Source organism: Ruegeria sp. CF3 (assembly GCF_056537365.1).
Genome location: NZ_JBQFRK010000001.1, coordinates 911,525 through 925,719 on the forward strand (window position 1 = coordinate 911,525; position 14,195 = coordinate 925,719).

Here is a 14,195-nt window from a genome sequence, read left to right on the forward strand (position 1 = left end):
CCATCACCTAAGATTGATGCGCAGTACCGCTGCGCTGGCAAAGGGTAAAAGTGCGACCGTTGCGGCGGTAATCCCTGCCAGCATTAGCAGGGGCGTTTGCGTCTCCATGCCTGTCGCACCGCGTCGGGCGACCTCGGCTCCGAAGATCAAAGTCGGCACGTAGAGCGGCAAAACCAGAAGCGACAGTAGCAGACCGCCCCGTTTTAGACCAACAGTAAGGGCCGCGCCAAAGGTGCCGATAACGCTCATCGCCGGAGTACCGAGGAGCAGTGAGATCACTAGCCACGAAAACCCGGGTACAGGCAGGTTTAGCAACACGCCTAGGAACGGCGCGGCCAGAACCAGCGGCAATCCGGTGGTTAGCCAATGGGCTAGCGCTTTGACGGTAACAACCGATTCCAACGGAAGCGGCGCGGTCGCGAGCAGATCAAGCGAGCCGTCTTCCCAATCCAGCGCCAGAAGGCGATCAAGTGACAGCAGACACGCCAAAAGCGCGCCAAGCCAAAGAACGCCCGGAGCGATGGTCGAAAGCAGCGAAGATTGCGGGCCAACCGAGAATGGCACCAGAACGGTGACGATCAGGAAGAAAGCAAGACCGAGACCAAAGCCACCCCCCGCACGGAAGGCCAATTTCAGATCACGCAGCAATAAGGCGATCACAAGAAACCTCCGTCGAAATCGTCGATGGGCTTGGGCTTGGCCTTGTTGGGGCCAACGTCCAGAACCTCTCCGTCCAAGCCAAGATCAATATGGGTCGCGATCAGGGCCGAACCACCCTGCCCCAGATGCGCGCGCACCGCATCCGCAAACATCTGCACGGCGTGACGATCCAGCGAGACCGTCGGCTCGTCCAGCATCCAGATCGGGCGGCCAGTAACCAACATACGCGCCAATCCCAGACGCCGTTTCTGCCCCGCCGAAAGGTTGCCCGCATGGCGGTCAGCCAACTCGTTCAGCTCAAACGCATCAAGGGCGTGCTGGATATCACGGGTGCCAAAGACCGACGCCCAGAAGTTGAGGTTTTCGACAACGGTCAGGGTCGGTTTTAACCCGTCGGAATGGGACGCGTATGCGATCTGTTCTTCTGCCCCGTCGATTTGCCCTGCCAGCGGCGGTTGCAGGCCCGCAAGCGTACGCAGTAATGTTGTCTTTCCGATTCCATTCGGCCCCCGCAGGATCAGCGCCCTTCCTGCCTCAAGCGAGAAGCTCAGCCCTTCGAGCACGGGAACTCCGCCGCGTGCGATGGCCAGATCGGTTACCTTTAAAGTCATGAAGCCCGCTTAGCGGATTGTGCGTGTGGGCAAAAGGTCGGAATTGCCGCAGAGCGGCTGGTCGGGTCGCAGTGAGGGGCCAGCCCCTCACACTCCCCAGGATATTTTTAGCCAGAGCAAGAACAGATCCTCAGACCGGGATCAGCGCAAGCGCAACGCGGCGGCCTTCGGAAAGCAGCACGTTGTAGGTGCGGCAGGCCGCCGGAGAGTTCATGATTTCGACACCCAGACCTGCCTCTTCCAATGTGGTGCGCAAGTCGGCTGGGATGTGGGTCAGTTCTTTGCCCGTACCGATGAACAGAACATCGACATGTTCGGACAAGGCCAGCAGGGTCTGGGCGTCGGGGTAACCCGCCCAAGCCGATGTACCGGTGGGGCCGGTCAGGACTGCCCCATCATGAACCTCCCCGCCTATCCGAAAGAACCCGGGGCCATAGCCATCAACCGGCTGAGCATTTGTATATGTGATCTCGTTCAGGCGCATGTGCAGGGTTCTAGCCCCAAAGCGGCAGGCCGGACAAGGCCGCTGTTGCAATCACCAGATAGGCTGCGGCGCGGTAGAGGTTCTCGTACTCGGGTCGGAACATCCAGCCCCCCAGCCAGTTGCCCGCGATGTTGGGAACCGCAAGCGCAAGGCCCAATCCGATGCTCGCGATCGAAAGACGCCCCATCCCACCGAGATATCCAAGGATCAGCAAATCGAAAGCAAACAGGAACAGTAGGATCGTCGCGCGGATGATCTCAACCGGTAAGGGCCGTGACATATAAAACAGGATGACAGCAGGCCCCGGTATCCCGGCTACCCCGCCCAGTAGCCCTGCAGCCCCGCCGATCGCAGCAACCATGCCACGCGATACCGCTCCCCGGTAGCGCAGACCAAAAACCAGAACGGCCAGCATCGACAATGAAATCAGGCTGACGATATAGCGAAACACTTCGGGATCGGTCCGGGTTAGCAGCCATAAGCCAACCGGTAGAAGTAGCGCGCACCCGACCAAAAGGCGCATCAGATCTGCCTTGTCAACAACCGTCCCTGCGCGGCGCAGGTTCGGGATCGGGCCAAATATGTCCATGACCGTCAGCGCGATGATGGCACCGAAGGGGCCAAGATACGGGCTGGCGATGGGCAGGAAGATCAGGGCAGTCCCAAAGCCGGAGAACCCGCGCACGATGCCCCCAACAAAGGCGGCGAAAATAATAACGGCCAGACCGGTTGGGGTCTGGCCGAAATACTCAGGCATCAATGTTGGCAAACTGGTTGCCCGCCGTATTCGACGGCTTCGACCAGTCGCGCTTGACCCCCAGCCACAGCAGGATGGTCGAGGCCACGAAGACCGACGAATAGGTCCCGACGATCACGCCCCAGATCATCGCGAAGACAAAGCCTCGGATCACGTCTCCGCCCAGTACATAGAGCGAGATCAGCGCCAGCAGCGTGGTCACAGAGGTCATCACCGTCCGGCTGAGCGTTTCGTTGATCGAGATGTTCAGCACCTCTTTGAGGTCTTTCTTCTTGTACTTCCGCAGGTTTTCGCGAACCCGGTCGAAGACGACCACGGTGTCGTTCAGCGAATAGCCGACGATAGTCAGTAGAGCGGCGATGATCGCCAGGTCAAAACGGATTTGTAGTTCCGAGAAGATGCCGATTGTCAGGATCACGTCATGCACCAACGCGGCGACCGCCCCGAGTGCGAACTGCCATTCGAACCTGAGCCAGATATAGACAAGCACTGCGCCAATCGCCAAGGCGACCGCAATGACCGCGGTCTGGATCAACTCACCCGAAACCTTGGGGCCAACCGATTCTACCGAGACGAACTGGATATCCGGCGCGGCAACGGTCAGCGCTTCTTCGACGGCTGTGACGGTTGCGGCCGCCACCGCTTCGGCCCCGTCCTGTGCCTGAATGCGGATCATCGCGACGTTTTCATCCTCGCCAAAGGTGGGATCAAAAATCTCGGTGATAGTCACATCGCCAAGCTCTAGCGGCGCGATGGCGTCGCGATAGGCGCCGACGTCGATCTCTTGCGCGCTTTGGGTCCGGATCGTGGTGCCGCCGCGAAAGTCGATGCCGAAGTTCAGCCCTTGCAGCAGGAATGACGTGAATGCGATCACCATCATCAAACCCGAGATGCCCAGCCAGACCTTCCAACGGCTAAAGAAATCGAACGAGGTGTTTTGGGGTACGAGTTTCAGTCTCATGTCAAACCTCGATCGTTTTCGGACGGCGGCGTTCGAACCACATCACGATCATCAGACGCGTCACAAAGATCGCGGTGAAGACCGAGGTCAGAATACCCAGACCAAGCGTAATGGAGAAGCCGCGCACGGGACCACTGCCCATGGCAAACAGGATGGTTGCGGTAATGAATGTGGTCACGTTTGCGTCCAGAATGGCCGAAAGCGCTTTTTCGTATCCCAGCTCGATGGCACGCGCCGGACCTTTGGCAGATTTCAGTTCCTCGCGGATACGCTCGAAGATCAGCACGTTGGCGTCAACTGCCATGCCGACGGTCAGCACGATACCCGCGATCCCGGGCAAGGTCAGCGTGGCGCCGATCAGTGAGAGCAGGCCAAACAAAAGCCCCACGTTCAGGATCAGCGCAATATTGGCGAAGATGCCGAACAGGCCGTAGCTTAGAGCCATGAATACCAACACGGCGACAAAGGCCACGATTGTCGCGACTTTGCCTGCGTCGATACTGTCCTGACCCAGCTCAGGGCCGATGGTGCGCTCTTCGAGGAAGTCCAGACCTGCAGGCAAGGCACCTGCGCGCAGCAGAACGGCCAAATTGGTGCTTTCTTCAACTGTGAAGTTGCCAGTGATGATGCCCGAACCACCTGGGATATGGCTTTGGATTACAGGGGCCGAGATCACCTCGTCATCCAGGACGATAGCAAAGGGTGCGCCAATGTTTTCTAGCGTGTAATCGCCGAATTTGCGCGCGCCAGAGGTGTTGAACCGGAAGCTGACCGCAGGGCGGCCGTTCTGGTCGAAGGATGGCTGCGCGTCGACCAATTCTTCACCGGTCACGACGGGTGCGGCGTCCAGAGTGTAGTACACACCATCTTCATCGATCGATGGCACAAGCTTCTCACCAACGCCCGGAATGGCATCCGGGTCAGTCCCGCGCCCAACGACAGGATTGAACGTCAACTGTGCCGTCGTGCCGATAATCTCTTTGAGCTCCCCGGCGCTGCCGATGCCGGGCACCTGTATCAGGATACGATCAGCGCCCTGACGCTGGATCGTTGGTTCGCGTGTGCCAACCTCGTCGATCCGACGGCGGATGATCTCAAGGGACTGGCGCACGGTGCGGTCATCCGAAGCAAGCTTTTCGGCCTCGGACAGTTGGACAACGATAGTGTCCCCCTCAGCGCGGGCCTCTATATCTGTTGCCCCTGCCCCGGTCAGCGTCTGCACCTGTCGGGCTAGACCGCGCACAACCTCTAATGCGCGGGACATGCCCTCGGGTTGGCTGATGCGCACGCGAATCTCGTCAGGCGCCGAATCCTGACGGCGGATCGTGCCGACCGTCGCGCGTTCATCACGCAGCGCGTCGCGGATTTCGGGCCACATCGCCTCCATCCGGGATTCGTAGACATCATCAACCTTGACCTCGGCAAGCAAATGCGCGCCGCCGCGCAAGTCGAGCCCGAGATTGACCAGAGACGACGGCAGCCAGTTCGGCCATTGCGCGGCCTCGGCCTGCATTTCAGGTGTATCAATGCCCAGCTCAATCGCAGCCTTGGCATCGTTAGATTGTTCTACGCGCGTATAAAACGCATTCGGCAGGGCAAGGAACAGACCGATCACACAGACCGACCAGATCAGAACCCGCTTCCAGGAATCAATTTGCAGCATTACCCTGCCTTTTCAAGGAATTGTCGCGCGAAGTTACTTCGCAGGTTCGGTCTTGTTCAGAACCTGAGCGATGGTCGATTTCACCACGCGAACCTTAACGCCCTCGGCGATCTCGACTTCGATCTCGTTATCGCCTTCCTTGACCTTCGACACCTTGCCGATCAGCCCGCCTTGGGTGACAACCTGATCGCCCCGGCGCACGGCTTCGACCATGGCCTGATGTTCCTTCATCTTTTTCTGCTGCGGACGGATCAGCAGAAAATACATAATCGCGAAGATCAGGATCAGCGGGAGAAACTGGGCGATTGCGCCACCTTCCATGGGATATTCCTTTGTTCTGATGATGCAGAGAGCTCTCTGCAAAGTTTGCGGGAACCTATGCTTTGAAACATGGGTTTGCAAGCAAACCTGGCCCCATTTCGACCATCGGGTTCAAAGGTTTGCTGCCGGACGTTGCAGATATGTTCTAGGCAGACCCTTCCAGTCAGATATAGTCCTGTGGCAGGAGGCCTAATGATTCAATCAATCCAGACCCTTGGCGCGTTTGTTCGCCTGATGCTCGTGACAGCCTGTTTAGGTCTTCTGGCGTCGCCCGTATGGGCACAGAACGCCACTAGCGAAGAGCCTGCTATAGAAGACACTGAGTCAGAGATTTTTCAGGCTCCGGTTATCGTTGACGGCGACACCTTGTTTCACCTGCGCGGCTCCAGCGCACTGCCCGCACCGGAACGGGCCGCGGGTGTACAGAACAAGATAATCGAAATCGCCGAGGCCTCAGACGCCGAGCAGGTCTCTATAACCTTCGAGGACTCAGAGTTCGGCATTCGAATCTTTGCCGATGGTGTTCAAGTTTCGATCGTGACCGATGCCGATTCCGAGCTTGAGCAGATGGACTTGAACGTTCTCAGTTTGTTGCACGGCGACGCTATTAAACAATCCATTGAAAGCTATCGCGCAAACCGCACCGAACAGGCGCGTGTTTCGGGTGCCATCGAAGCCTTAGCATGGACAGCTGGATTCGCGCTTTTTGTCGTCGTTATCCTGTGGCTGCACCGGCGCATTCGCCGCCGTACGCTGAAACTGGTCAAGCGTTACCTCAAGGATGTCGAAACCGCGACCGCCAAAAGTGTTCAGGCCGAGGCCATCGCCGCGTTGATCCGGTATGCTCTGAATTTTGTCCTGCTGGTGATCTTTTTCCTCGGCTTCTACTACTACCTCTCCTTCGTTCTGCTTGCCTTTGCCGAGACGCGCTATTTCGCGCAACTCCTGCTGACCTACTTGACCGAGCCGGTCCTGCTGATCTTCAAAGGAATCCTCAGCTACATCCCAAACCTGATCATGTTGATACTGATCGCATGGATAACGCTGTATATTATCCGGGGCATGCGTGTGTTCTTTGACGCCGTCGAGGCGGGAACCTTTGACATGGGCGATTTTGAAAGCCACTGGGTGAACCCGACCTTCAACATCGCCCGCGTCGTCGTTATCCTGATCGCTCTGGTCTTTGCTGTCCCTTACATCCCCGGATCAGATTCGGCGGCGTTTCAGGGGCTGACGATTCTGGTTGGTGCCATGCTGTCGCTGGGCGCAAACTCGGTCGTGTCGAACATGCTGGCGGGGCTCTTCGTGATCTATCGCCGCTCAACCTCGATTGGGGATCGGATCCAGATCGGGGACCATATTGGCGATGTGGTGCAGATCAAGTTGATGGAGACGCATCTGAAGTCCATCAAGAATGAACTGATCTCGATCCCGAACGCCCAATTGATGAATTCGGACGTGGTGAATTTCTCAAAAAGAACAGACGGTAGCGGGTTGCTGCTGCATACGACCGTCGGGATTGGCTATGAAGAGCCGCCCGAAAAGATCGAAGCGATGCTGATCGAGGCAGCCCATCGCACCAAGGGAATCAAGGCCAAGCCCGAACCCTTTGTTTTATGGACCGCATTGGCCGATTACGCGATCAACTATCAGATCAATGGTTATACCACTCGGGGCAGTATCATCCCGAAAATCCGCTCGGACTTACATCGCAACATCGTGGCCGTGTTCAATGAGAATAACGTGCAGATCATGACACCTTCGTACATGGCCGACCCGCCCGAGCCGAAGATCCCAGCCGAAGAGTGGGATGGCCATCTGGCACATGAAACACATGAGGACGCGGATAAGTCGTAACCGGTGCTACACCCTGCCATTCAGATGGTGCATAAGCGGATTCAGTGATTCACGCAGTTAAGGATCTGAACCATGCACGACATCCGCGCCATACGCGAAAACCCAGCCGCCTTCGACGCCGCCCTTGCGCGCCGTGGGGACGCGCCGGTGTCGTCAGACTTGCTGAGGCTGGACGAAAGCCGCCGCGCCAAGATTCTGGCTGCTGAGACAGCGCAGGCCGAGCAGAACAAGGCCTCCAAAGAGGTTGGCGCTGCCAAAGGGCGCGGGGATGAAGCTGAATTCGAACGCCTGCGCGCTCTGGTCGCCGAGAAAAAGGCCGAAGTGGCCCGGATGCAGACCGAGGCCAAGGATCTGGACGCTCTGCTGGCCGACCAGCTGATCCGCATCGCGAACCTGCCCGCCGAGGATGTGCCCGAAGGCGCGGATGAGAACGACAATGTCGAAATCAACCGCTGGGGCACACCACGCGAATTGGATTTCGCGCCGAAAGAGCATTTTGAAATCGATGCCGTTCAGAATGGCATGGATTTTGAGACGGCTGCCAAACTCTCCGGCTCGCGCTTTGTGCTGCTGTCGGGCGGCGTCGCTCGCATCCACCGCGCTTTGGCGCAGTTCATGCTGGACACGCATATCAATGAGAACGGGCTGACCGAGGTCAACGGCCCGGTTCTGGTTCTCTCGGAAATGATGCAGGGCACCGGCCAGTTGCCGAAGTTTGGCGAGGACAGCTATCAAACCCGCGAAGGCTGGTGGCTGATCCCGACTTCCGAGGTTTCACTGACCAACATCGTCAACGACACGATGATCGAGGAAAGCTATCTTCCCCGCCGCTATACCGCCCATTCCCTGTGCTTCCGGTCCGAGGCTGGATCGGCGGGCAAGGACACACGCGGGATGCTGCGGCAGCACCAGTTCGAAAAGGTCGAGATGGTCTCGGTCACCCATCCGGACAAGTCGGATGATGAACAGAAACGTATGCTGCGCTGCGCCGAAGGCATTCTCGAAAAGCTGGGCATCCCCTATCGCACCGTGATCTTGTGCACCGGCGACATGGGCTTTGGTGCACGACGCACTTACGACATCGAGGCGTGGCTGCCGGGCCAGAACACTTATCGCGAGATCAGCTCGGTCTCGACATGCGGGGATTTTCAGGCGCGCCGCATGAATGCGCGCTTCCGGCCCGAGGCCGGGGGAAAGCCAGAATATGTCCATACCCTGAATGGTTCGGGCCTGGCCGTGGGGCGCTGCCTGATAGCTGTGTTGGAAAATGGTCAGAACACGGATGGGACGGTCACCCTGCCCGAGGTTCTGGCACCCTATCTGGGCGGCAAGCTAACCCTTCAAACCAACGGCACGCTGACTTAAAAAAACCGGCGCATTCAGGCGCCGGTTCCCGATCGGATAAGGCGGAGAAGTATCACTTCTTCGCCTTTTTCTTATCTTTCTTCTTTCCGGGCTTCTTGTCGGACTTCTTCTTATCGTCCTTCTTTTTGGCGTCCTTTTTCTTAACGTCTTTTTTGGGCTTCTTGTTTTTCTTACCCTTCTTGGCCTTTTCCTTGACCTTTTCCTTGGCTTTGGAAAACACCGCCTCCATTTCAGACTTCTTCTTGGCCGCCTTTTCAGCCTTGGCCTTGGCTTTCGCCTTTTTCTTTGCCTTGGCCTCGGCAGCGGCCTGTTCTGCCGCCGCGCGCTCCTTTGCCGCCTTACGCTCGGCCTCGGCCTTGTTCGCAGCCGCATTGCTTTTGGCTGTCGCGCGCTGCACAGCCGATTTCCGCTCTGCAGGCTTGCGGGTAGCAGCGCGACGCGCGGGCTTGGGCTTGGCACCGACGACTTCTTTCGCAGCCGCGATCAGCTTAGCTGCGCGGGTGGAACCGACGCGCGGGGTGCCGGACAGATCTTCCGGTTTGGCCTTGGCAATGGCTTCTGCTGTTTTGTAGCCCTTTGCATTCAATGCCTTAGCAAGCGCTGGCCCTACGCCACGCACCTCAGTAACTGCGGTCATTTCGTTTCCTTTCGTTAACTCCCCCAGATTGTAAATGCACAGCACATACGTTCCTGAGAGAGCGCCAATTCAAGAATTAGATAGGAGGTTACCCGCTTTCGGCCAGGCGATGGCCTGCAGTTCGGCTGGGAAATGGGACAAGTCTTTTGGCGTCTTCATCCCATAGTTTCAGATTCAGCGCTGCCACTGCCTCGGGAAACTTGATCCGTCGCGGTGTATATTCTGGCGGCAGGTTATAGTGGCACGCGCGCAGCCGGTAAGATGGGATGCGGGCATTGAAATGGTGGATGTCATGCAATGTGATGCAGGCCACCGCATTATCGAACCACCAGCCGAAATCCAGCGCCGAGGACCCCTCCAACGCAGCCAGCTTTGGATCCAGCTCGGGGCGGCGATCCCAGTAGGTATCTTCGAAATTGTGCTGCAAATACACCAGGAACACCCCAAGCATCCCGCCCAGCAGCGAAAACACCAGCCAGACCAGAATGCCGGTGGCACCGGCGATCAAATACAGCAGTCCCAAAAACACAACAATCGAGAGGTTGTGCAGCACCACGCCCATCACACCGAACCGCACGGTGTTCTTTGGCCAGCGATAGCGGATGAAGTATGTGAACAGCGCGCCAACCGGCACTAGAATGAAGGGATTCCGATACAGTCGGTAAAACAAACGCTTTTTCCAATCCGCCTCGTTCCATTCGCGCAGCGTCATGGTGTGGATTTCACCGGTCTCGCGATGCTCGAGGTTGCCGATTCCGGCGTGATGCAGATTGTGGTTCTGCTTCATCACCTCGAACGGGGCAAATGTGAAGGGCGATAACCCATGGCCAGCCCATTCGTTCTGCTCGCGCGTCTCGAACAACGAATGGTGCCCGCAATCATGCTGCAGGACATAGAGACGCACGGCAGAGAAGGCAAAAACGATCCCCGCCGGGATCATGATGTACCAGCGGTCGACATAGGTGATCGCCAATGTAAGCGATGCGAAATACACCGCGAATGTTCCGAAATAACTGAGCGCGGCAAGCTTGTTGTCCTGCACCGCGTATTGTCTTGTATATTCTCTCAGATCCATCACGCCCGCTCCCCACGGAGGTCGACCAATCACAAATTCGAAATTAAGTGCGGAAATCCCGCAAACAAGCAGCACGTGCAAAACAAATGCACGCGCTTGAATGCTAGCGCGCAGAAACGGGGCTGTCACGCCCCCTCTCTGAAAATGCTGGAAATTAGCGCAGTTACGCCCGTCCCTTGAGATGCTTGGCCAGTGCGCCTGCGTTTTTCTTGCGCCGCCCTTTGTAGGGGTTCTTGTCCCCTTGCCCGCGCAAAGTCAGGCGGATAGGGGTGCCCGGCATATCAAAATCCTCGCGCAGGCCGTTGACCAGATAACGCGAATAGCTGTCAGGCATCTTGTCAGGGTGCGAGCACATGACCACAAACCCGGGCGGGCGGGTCTTGGCCTGCGTCATATACCGCAGCTTGATCCGGCGCCCCTGCGGGGCTGGCGGCGGGTGCTGTTCCAGCATGGCGGTCAGCCAACGGTTCAGCGCAGCGGTCGGCACGCGGCGGTTCCACACGTCATGGGCACGCAATATCGCGGCGCGCAAACGTTCCAAACCGCGGCCTGTTTTAGCGGAGACTGTGATCAGCGGCGCTCCACGCAACTGCGGCAGCAGACGTTCGAAGGATTCTTTCAGATCGCGCAGCTTTTCCTGTTTGTCTTCTTCGATGTCCCATTTGTTGACGGCGACGACCACAGCACGACCCTCACGTTCGGCCAGATCGGCAATGCGCAGGTCCTGTTGCTCGAATGGGATAGCCGCATCCAGCAACACGACGACGACCTCGGCAAACTTGACTGCGCGCAGCCCGTCGGAAACCGAGAGTTTCTCAAGCTTCTCCTGCACCTTGGCCTTCTTCCGCATCCCGGCGGTATCAAAAATCCGCATCGGGGTGCTGTCCCCATCAGGGTCGGCCCAGTCGATCCGCAAGCTGATCGCGTCGCGCGTGATCCCGGCCTCGGGGCCGGTCAGCAGTCGATCCTCGCCGATGATCTTGTTGATCAGGGTGGATTTACCGGCATTCGGACGACCAACTACAGCGACTTGCAGGGGTTTGTCAGCGGTGATCAGCGGGGCTTCGCCTTCCCCGTCTTCGTCCAGCTCGATATCGGTTTGCGGCGTCTCTTCTATGCGCGCCTCTTCAGCCGCGTCAGCCAGTGGCATCAATTGCGCATAGAGGTCCGTCATCCCCTCGCCATGTTCGCCCGACAGACGCACCGGCTCGCCAAGGCCTAGGTTGTATGCTTCAAGCACGCCCGCATCAGCCGCGTTCCCTTCGGCCTTGTTCGCTGCCAGGATCACGTGTTTGGAGCGCTTACGCAGAATCTCGGCGAACATTTCGTCCGTGGGCGTCAAGCCCACCCGCGCGTCAATCATGAACAGGCAGACATCGGCCATGTCCACTGCACGCTCGGTAAGGCGGCGCATCCGACCTTGCAAGCTGTCATCGGTTGCGTCCTCAAGACCCGCCGTGTCGATCACGGTAAAACGCAGATCGCCCAGCCGCCCTTCACCTTCGCGCAGGTCACGCGTCACGCCGGGCTGGTCGTCGACCAAAGCCAGGCGTTTGCCCACAAGGCGATTGAACAGAGTGGATTTGCCCACATTCGGGCGCCCCACGATGGCGAGGGTCAGCGACATGATATTCAACTTTCAAGACTCAAGATGCGCCCTTTAACGCATCTTGTCGTCAACGGAAAGCGTGCAGTTCGCCCTTGGTCGACACAACATACAGCGTCTGACCCGCCACAACCGGTGCCGTGGTCGCGCCACCCGGCACTTCGACCTGATGCACCAGCGCTCCGTCGACGGGATTGAAGAAGCGCAGATAGCCGTCGTTCGAAGCCACGACAAGGCGTCCACCGGCCATGATCGGGCCGTAATGGGCAAAGATCGGACCCCGGCGGCCCGGCTTGTTCTTGACAAAGCCCGGCAGATCGATGGCCCAGACAGTCGAGCCATCGGCTGCATCCAACCGTACCAACTGGCTGCGATCACTGATCAGGAAAACACTGTTCCCCGCCGGCCAGACTGTGTCAACGGCCCCCTCCGGTGCTGTCCAGTTCCGCTCACCCGAATTCCCGTCGAACGAGACCGTGCGCCCCGAATGGTTGCCGATTATGACCGAACTACCCGACACCATGGGCCCGGCGGTCACATCCACGATCTGAGCTGCCGCTCGGCCCCGACGCCCGCCTGCAACGGACGCGTTCCAGCGTAAAATACCGCCCCGGCGGAATGTTGCCGCGACATCACCCGATCCAAAGGCAAAGACTGACAGGTCCGAGGCAATCACGGGAGCAGGTGCACCCAGAACGTTGCCGACGCTCGGCGTGCCTTCGATTTGCCAGATGATCCGCCCATCCTTGGTATTCACCGCCCAACCGGTTTCGTCCCCGGCCACCAGATAGAGTATGCCGCCGCTAACCAAAGGAGCACCGCTGCCAGTTGCATTCAGACGTTTCTGCCACCTTTGCGCCCCGGATTTCGCATCGAGCGCGGTCAACCTACCGAAACCCGACGAGACATAAAGCACACCGTCGGCATAGGCGAGCCCTCCGCCTGTGGCATCCCCGTCCTTTTCATTCGGCGGGATAAGGTTTGTGCTCCAGGCGACCTGCCCTTGGGGCGTAACAGCCGAGACAATTGCCCCGGAATCGAGCGTATATATCAGGCCACCAGCAACAACAGGGTCTGCGGTGATCCGCTGTTTTCGGCTATCGCCGGACCCAATGTTAGCAGACCAAATACGCTGCGGTGTGGCACTCAGCGCTGCGTTTGTAGTGCGGAAGGCGGGTGTTCCCGCGCTTTGCGACCAGTTGGCGTTGCGGCTTTGAGCCGGAATACTGATCGGTTTGGCGCCACGGGTTTCAACGGTTTCGTTGTCGATGGAGGCACGAATATCCTCACGCTCACCCGGCAGAATGACTTCGGGTTCCTGACAGGCGCTGAGAACGGTGAGCGCGGCTGCCGCAACCGGCAATCCGAAGCCTGAGAAATAACGTGATAGCATAATCTACAAACTCGCCTGTGATGTTCCGTTTCGCTGCCGGTTAACCCTGCTGGTTCGCCACGGGCTCGGGTTCGCCCCCAAGCGCGACGATCAGTTGAGCCGCGCGCTGTTGCAGATCGACGCTGGCCTCGGCGTCCTGGCGCAACGCCTGCAAACGGTCCAAAGCGGCTTGCGTATTGCCCTCGGCCACATCGATCAGGGCCAATTGTTCTTCGGCGAGCAGACGCAAAGGAGCACCAGGTATGGCCAGCGCTTCGAACTGTTGACGACGATCCGCCACTGGCATCGTGTCAGTTTGCAGTAGCAATGCCTTGAAACTTGCAATCGCGCGATAGATTTCAGGCAAATCCCCCTGCGTGGCGATCGCGTTCAGACTGTTCACCGCATCTTGCGCCGATCCGGCCTCGGCCTGAGAGGCGGACAGCAACATGTTCAAAACCGCGTCACCGCCGACAGACGCAGCATTGATCGCCTGCAGGCTTTGTGCCCGTTCGGCCGATCCGTTTTCAGCCAGCGCCGACAGAATCGCATCACCCAGAGCCTCGGCCTGGTTGGTATCACGTGCTTTTCGGTATTCGTTGAACGCAGCGCCCCCGACAATGGCCACGACAGCCAGCACACCGACCCAGCCCCAACGGCGCAAAAGAAGGTACATGCGATCGCGGCGCACCTCTTCGGTGACCTCTTCAATAAAACTGTCGGCGTCGCTCATCCCTGCCCCCAGGCTTAAGTGTCCGGTTTTCTAGCGCCATGTCATACCCCGGCGATCAGGCCAAGCCAAGTGCCCGAATTCATACATTTGCCA

General features: G+C 58.4%; 14 protein-coding genes. 2 read left to right on the forward strand and 12 right to left on the reverse strand.

Annotated features, from left to right (window positions below; genetic code table 11):
- Window positions 1-3 precede the first annotated feature (3 nt).
- From ccmB to yajC, 7 genes are all read right to left on the reverse strand, one after another.
- On the reverse strand, window positions 4-660 hold the full coding sequence (gene ccmB / locus ACR0KC_RS04625; RefSeq protein WP_170396393.1) for a heme exporter protein CcmB: 657 nt from the start codon (window positions 658-660) through the stop codon (window positions 4-6).
- Entirely contained in the window at window positions 657-1,271 is a 615-nt protein-coding gene (ccmA, locus tag ACR0KC_RS04630; RefSeq protein ID WP_480705179.1) for a heme ABC exporter ATP-binding protein CcmA, read from the reverse strand. Before ccmA ends, ccmB begins: the two co-directional genes overlap by 4 nt.
- 130 nt (window positions 1,272-1,401) lie before the next feature.
- Window positions 1,402-1,755: an Mth938-like domain-containing protein gene (locus tag ACR0KC_RS04635; RefSeq protein WP_480705181.1), complete on the reverse strand. Its 354-nt coding sequence runs from the start codon at window positions 1,753-1,755 to the stop codon at window positions 1,402-1,404.
- A 10-nt stretch (window positions 1,756-1,765) separates the two neighbouring features.
- On the reverse strand, window positions 1,766-2,524 hold the full coding sequence (locus tag ACR0KC_RS04640) for a TSUP family transporter (RefSeq protein WP_480771540.1): 759 nt from the start codon (window positions 2,522-2,524) through the stop codon (window positions 1,766-1,768).
- Window positions 2,505-3,473, reverse strand: coding sequence for a protein translocase subunit SecF (gene secF, locus ACR0KC_RS04645; RefSeq protein WP_170396385.1), 969 nt, complete (start codon window positions 3,471-3,473; stop codon window positions 2,505-2,507). Before secF ends, ACR0KC_RS04640 begins: the two co-directional genes overlap by 20 nt.
- 1 nt (window position 3,474) lies before the next feature.
- A complete protein-coding gene (gene secD / locus ACR0KC_RS04650) occupies window positions 3,475-5,136 on the reverse strand; it encodes a protein translocase subunit SecD (RefSeq protein WP_170403231.1) in 1,662 nt (553 codons plus the stop codon).
- 33 nt (window positions 5,137-5,169) lie between these two features.
- Complete coding sequence (gene yajC, locus ACR0KC_RS04655; RefSeq protein WP_155151194.1) at window positions 5,170-5,457, reverse strand: preprotein translocase subunit YajC; 288 nt, start codon at window positions 5,455-5,457, stop codon at window positions 5,170-5,172.
- A 192-nt stretch (window positions 5,458-5,649) separates the two neighbouring features.
- Between yajC and ACR0KC_RS04660 the strand changes: the two genes are divergently transcribed.
- Window positions 5,650-7,314 (forward strand): mechanosensitive ion channel domain-containing protein, encoded by a 1,665-nt coding sequence (locus tag ACR0KC_RS04660; RefSeq protein WP_170512878.1) that lies wholly within the window; start codon window positions 5,650-5,652, stop codon window positions 7,312-7,314.
- 72 nt (window positions 7,315-7,386) lie between these two features.
- Window positions 7,387-8,679 (forward strand): serine--tRNA ligase, encoded by a 1,293-nt coding sequence (serS, locus tag ACR0KC_RS04665; RefSeq protein ID WP_170422274.1) that lies wholly within the window; start codon window positions 7,387-7,389, stop codon window positions 8,677-8,679.
- A 52-nt stretch (window positions 8,680-8,731) separates the two neighbouring features.
- On the opposite strand, the gene ACR0KC_RS04670 is transcribed toward serS, so the two are convergent.
- From ACR0KC_RS04670 to ACR0KC_RS04690, 5 genes are all read right to left on the reverse strand, one after another.
- The gene (locus ACR0KC_RS04670) at window positions 8,732-9,316 is read right to left on the reverse strand and encodes a helix-hairpin-helix domain-containing protein (protein ID WP_480705185.1); all 585 of its coding nucleotides are present in this window, start codon (window positions 9,314-9,316) and stop codon (window positions 8,732-8,734) included.
- 88 nt (window positions 9,317-9,404) lie between these two features.
- The gene (locus ACR0KC_RS04675) at window positions 9,405-10,391 is read right to left on the reverse strand and encodes a fatty acid desaturase (RefSeq protein WP_170396376.1); all 987 of its coding nucleotides are present in this window, start codon (window positions 10,389-10,391) and stop codon (window positions 9,405-9,407) included.
- Between the two features lie 163 nt (window positions 10,392-10,554).
- Window positions 10,555-12,018, reverse strand: coding sequence for a ribosome biogenesis GTPase Der (gene der / locus ACR0KC_RS04680; RefSeq protein WP_480438684.1), 1,464 nt, complete (start codon window positions 12,016-12,018; stop codon window positions 10,555-10,557).
- A gap of 49 nt (window positions 12,019-12,067) precedes the next feature.
- Window positions 12,068-13,390, reverse strand: a complete 1,323-nt coding sequence (locus ACR0KC_RS04685) for a PQQ-like beta-propeller repeat protein (protein ID WP_480561334.1) — start codon at window positions 13,388-13,390, stop codon at window positions 12,068-12,070.
- A 40-nt stretch (window positions 13,391-13,430) separates the two neighbouring features.
- The gene (locus tag ACR0KC_RS04690) at window positions 13,431-14,102 is read right to left on the reverse strand and encodes a hypothetical protein (protein WP_480771541.1); all 672 of its coding nucleotides are present in this window, start codon (window positions 14,100-14,102) and stop codon (window positions 13,431-13,433) included.
- Between the last annotated feature and the right edge of the window lie 93 nt (window positions 14,103-14,195).

Bases quoted from the DNA above. Each gene is read 5' to 3' on its own strand.
- ccmA (WP_480705179.1), bottom strand. From the start codon at position 1,271: ATGACTTTAAAGGTAACCGATCTGGCCATCGCACGCGGCGGAGTTCCC.
- ACR0KC_RS04635 (WP_480705181.1), bottom strand. From the start codon at position 1,755: ATGCGCCTGAACGAGATCACATATACAAATGCTCAGCCGGTTGATGGC.
- secF (WP_170396385.1), bottom strand. From the start codon at position 3,473: ATGAGACTGAAACTCGTACCCCAAAACACCTCGTTCGATTTCTTTAGC.
- secD (WP_170403231.1), bottom strand. From the start codon at position 5,136: ATGCTGCAAATTGATTCCTGGAAGCGGGTTCTGATCTGGTCGGTCTGT.
- yajC (WP_155151194.1), bottom strand. From the start codon at position 5,457: ATGGAAGGTGGCGCAATCGCCCAGTTTCTCCCGCTGATCCTGATCTTC.
- ACR0KC_RS04660 (WP_170512878.1), top strand. From the start codon at position 5,650: ATGATTCAATCAATCCAGACCCTTGGCGCGTTTGTTCGCCTGATGCTC.
- serS (WP_170422274.1), top strand. From the start codon at position 7,387: ATGCACGACATCCGCGCCATACGCGAAAACCCAGCCGCCTTCGACGCC.
- ACR0KC_RS04670 (WP_480705185.1), bottom strand. From the start codon at position 9,316: ATGACCGCAGTTACTGAGGTGCGTGGCGTAGGGCCAGCGCTTGCTAAG.
- ACR0KC_RS04675 (WP_170396376.1), bottom strand. From the start codon at position 10,391: ATGGATCTGAGAGAATATACAAGACAATACGCGGTGCAGGACAACAAG.
- der (WP_480438684.1), bottom strand. From the start codon at position 12,018: ATGTCGCTGACCCTCGCCATCGTGGGGCGCCCGAATGTGGGCAAATCC.
- ACR0KC_RS04685 (WP_480561334.1), bottom strand. From the start codon at position 13,390: ATGCTATCACGTTATTTCTCAGGCTTCGGATTGCCGGTTGCGGCAGCC.
- ACR0KC_RS04690 (WP_480771541.1), bottom strand. From the start codon at position 14,102: ATGAGCGACGCCGACAGTTTTATTGAAGAGGTCACCGAAGAGGTGCGC.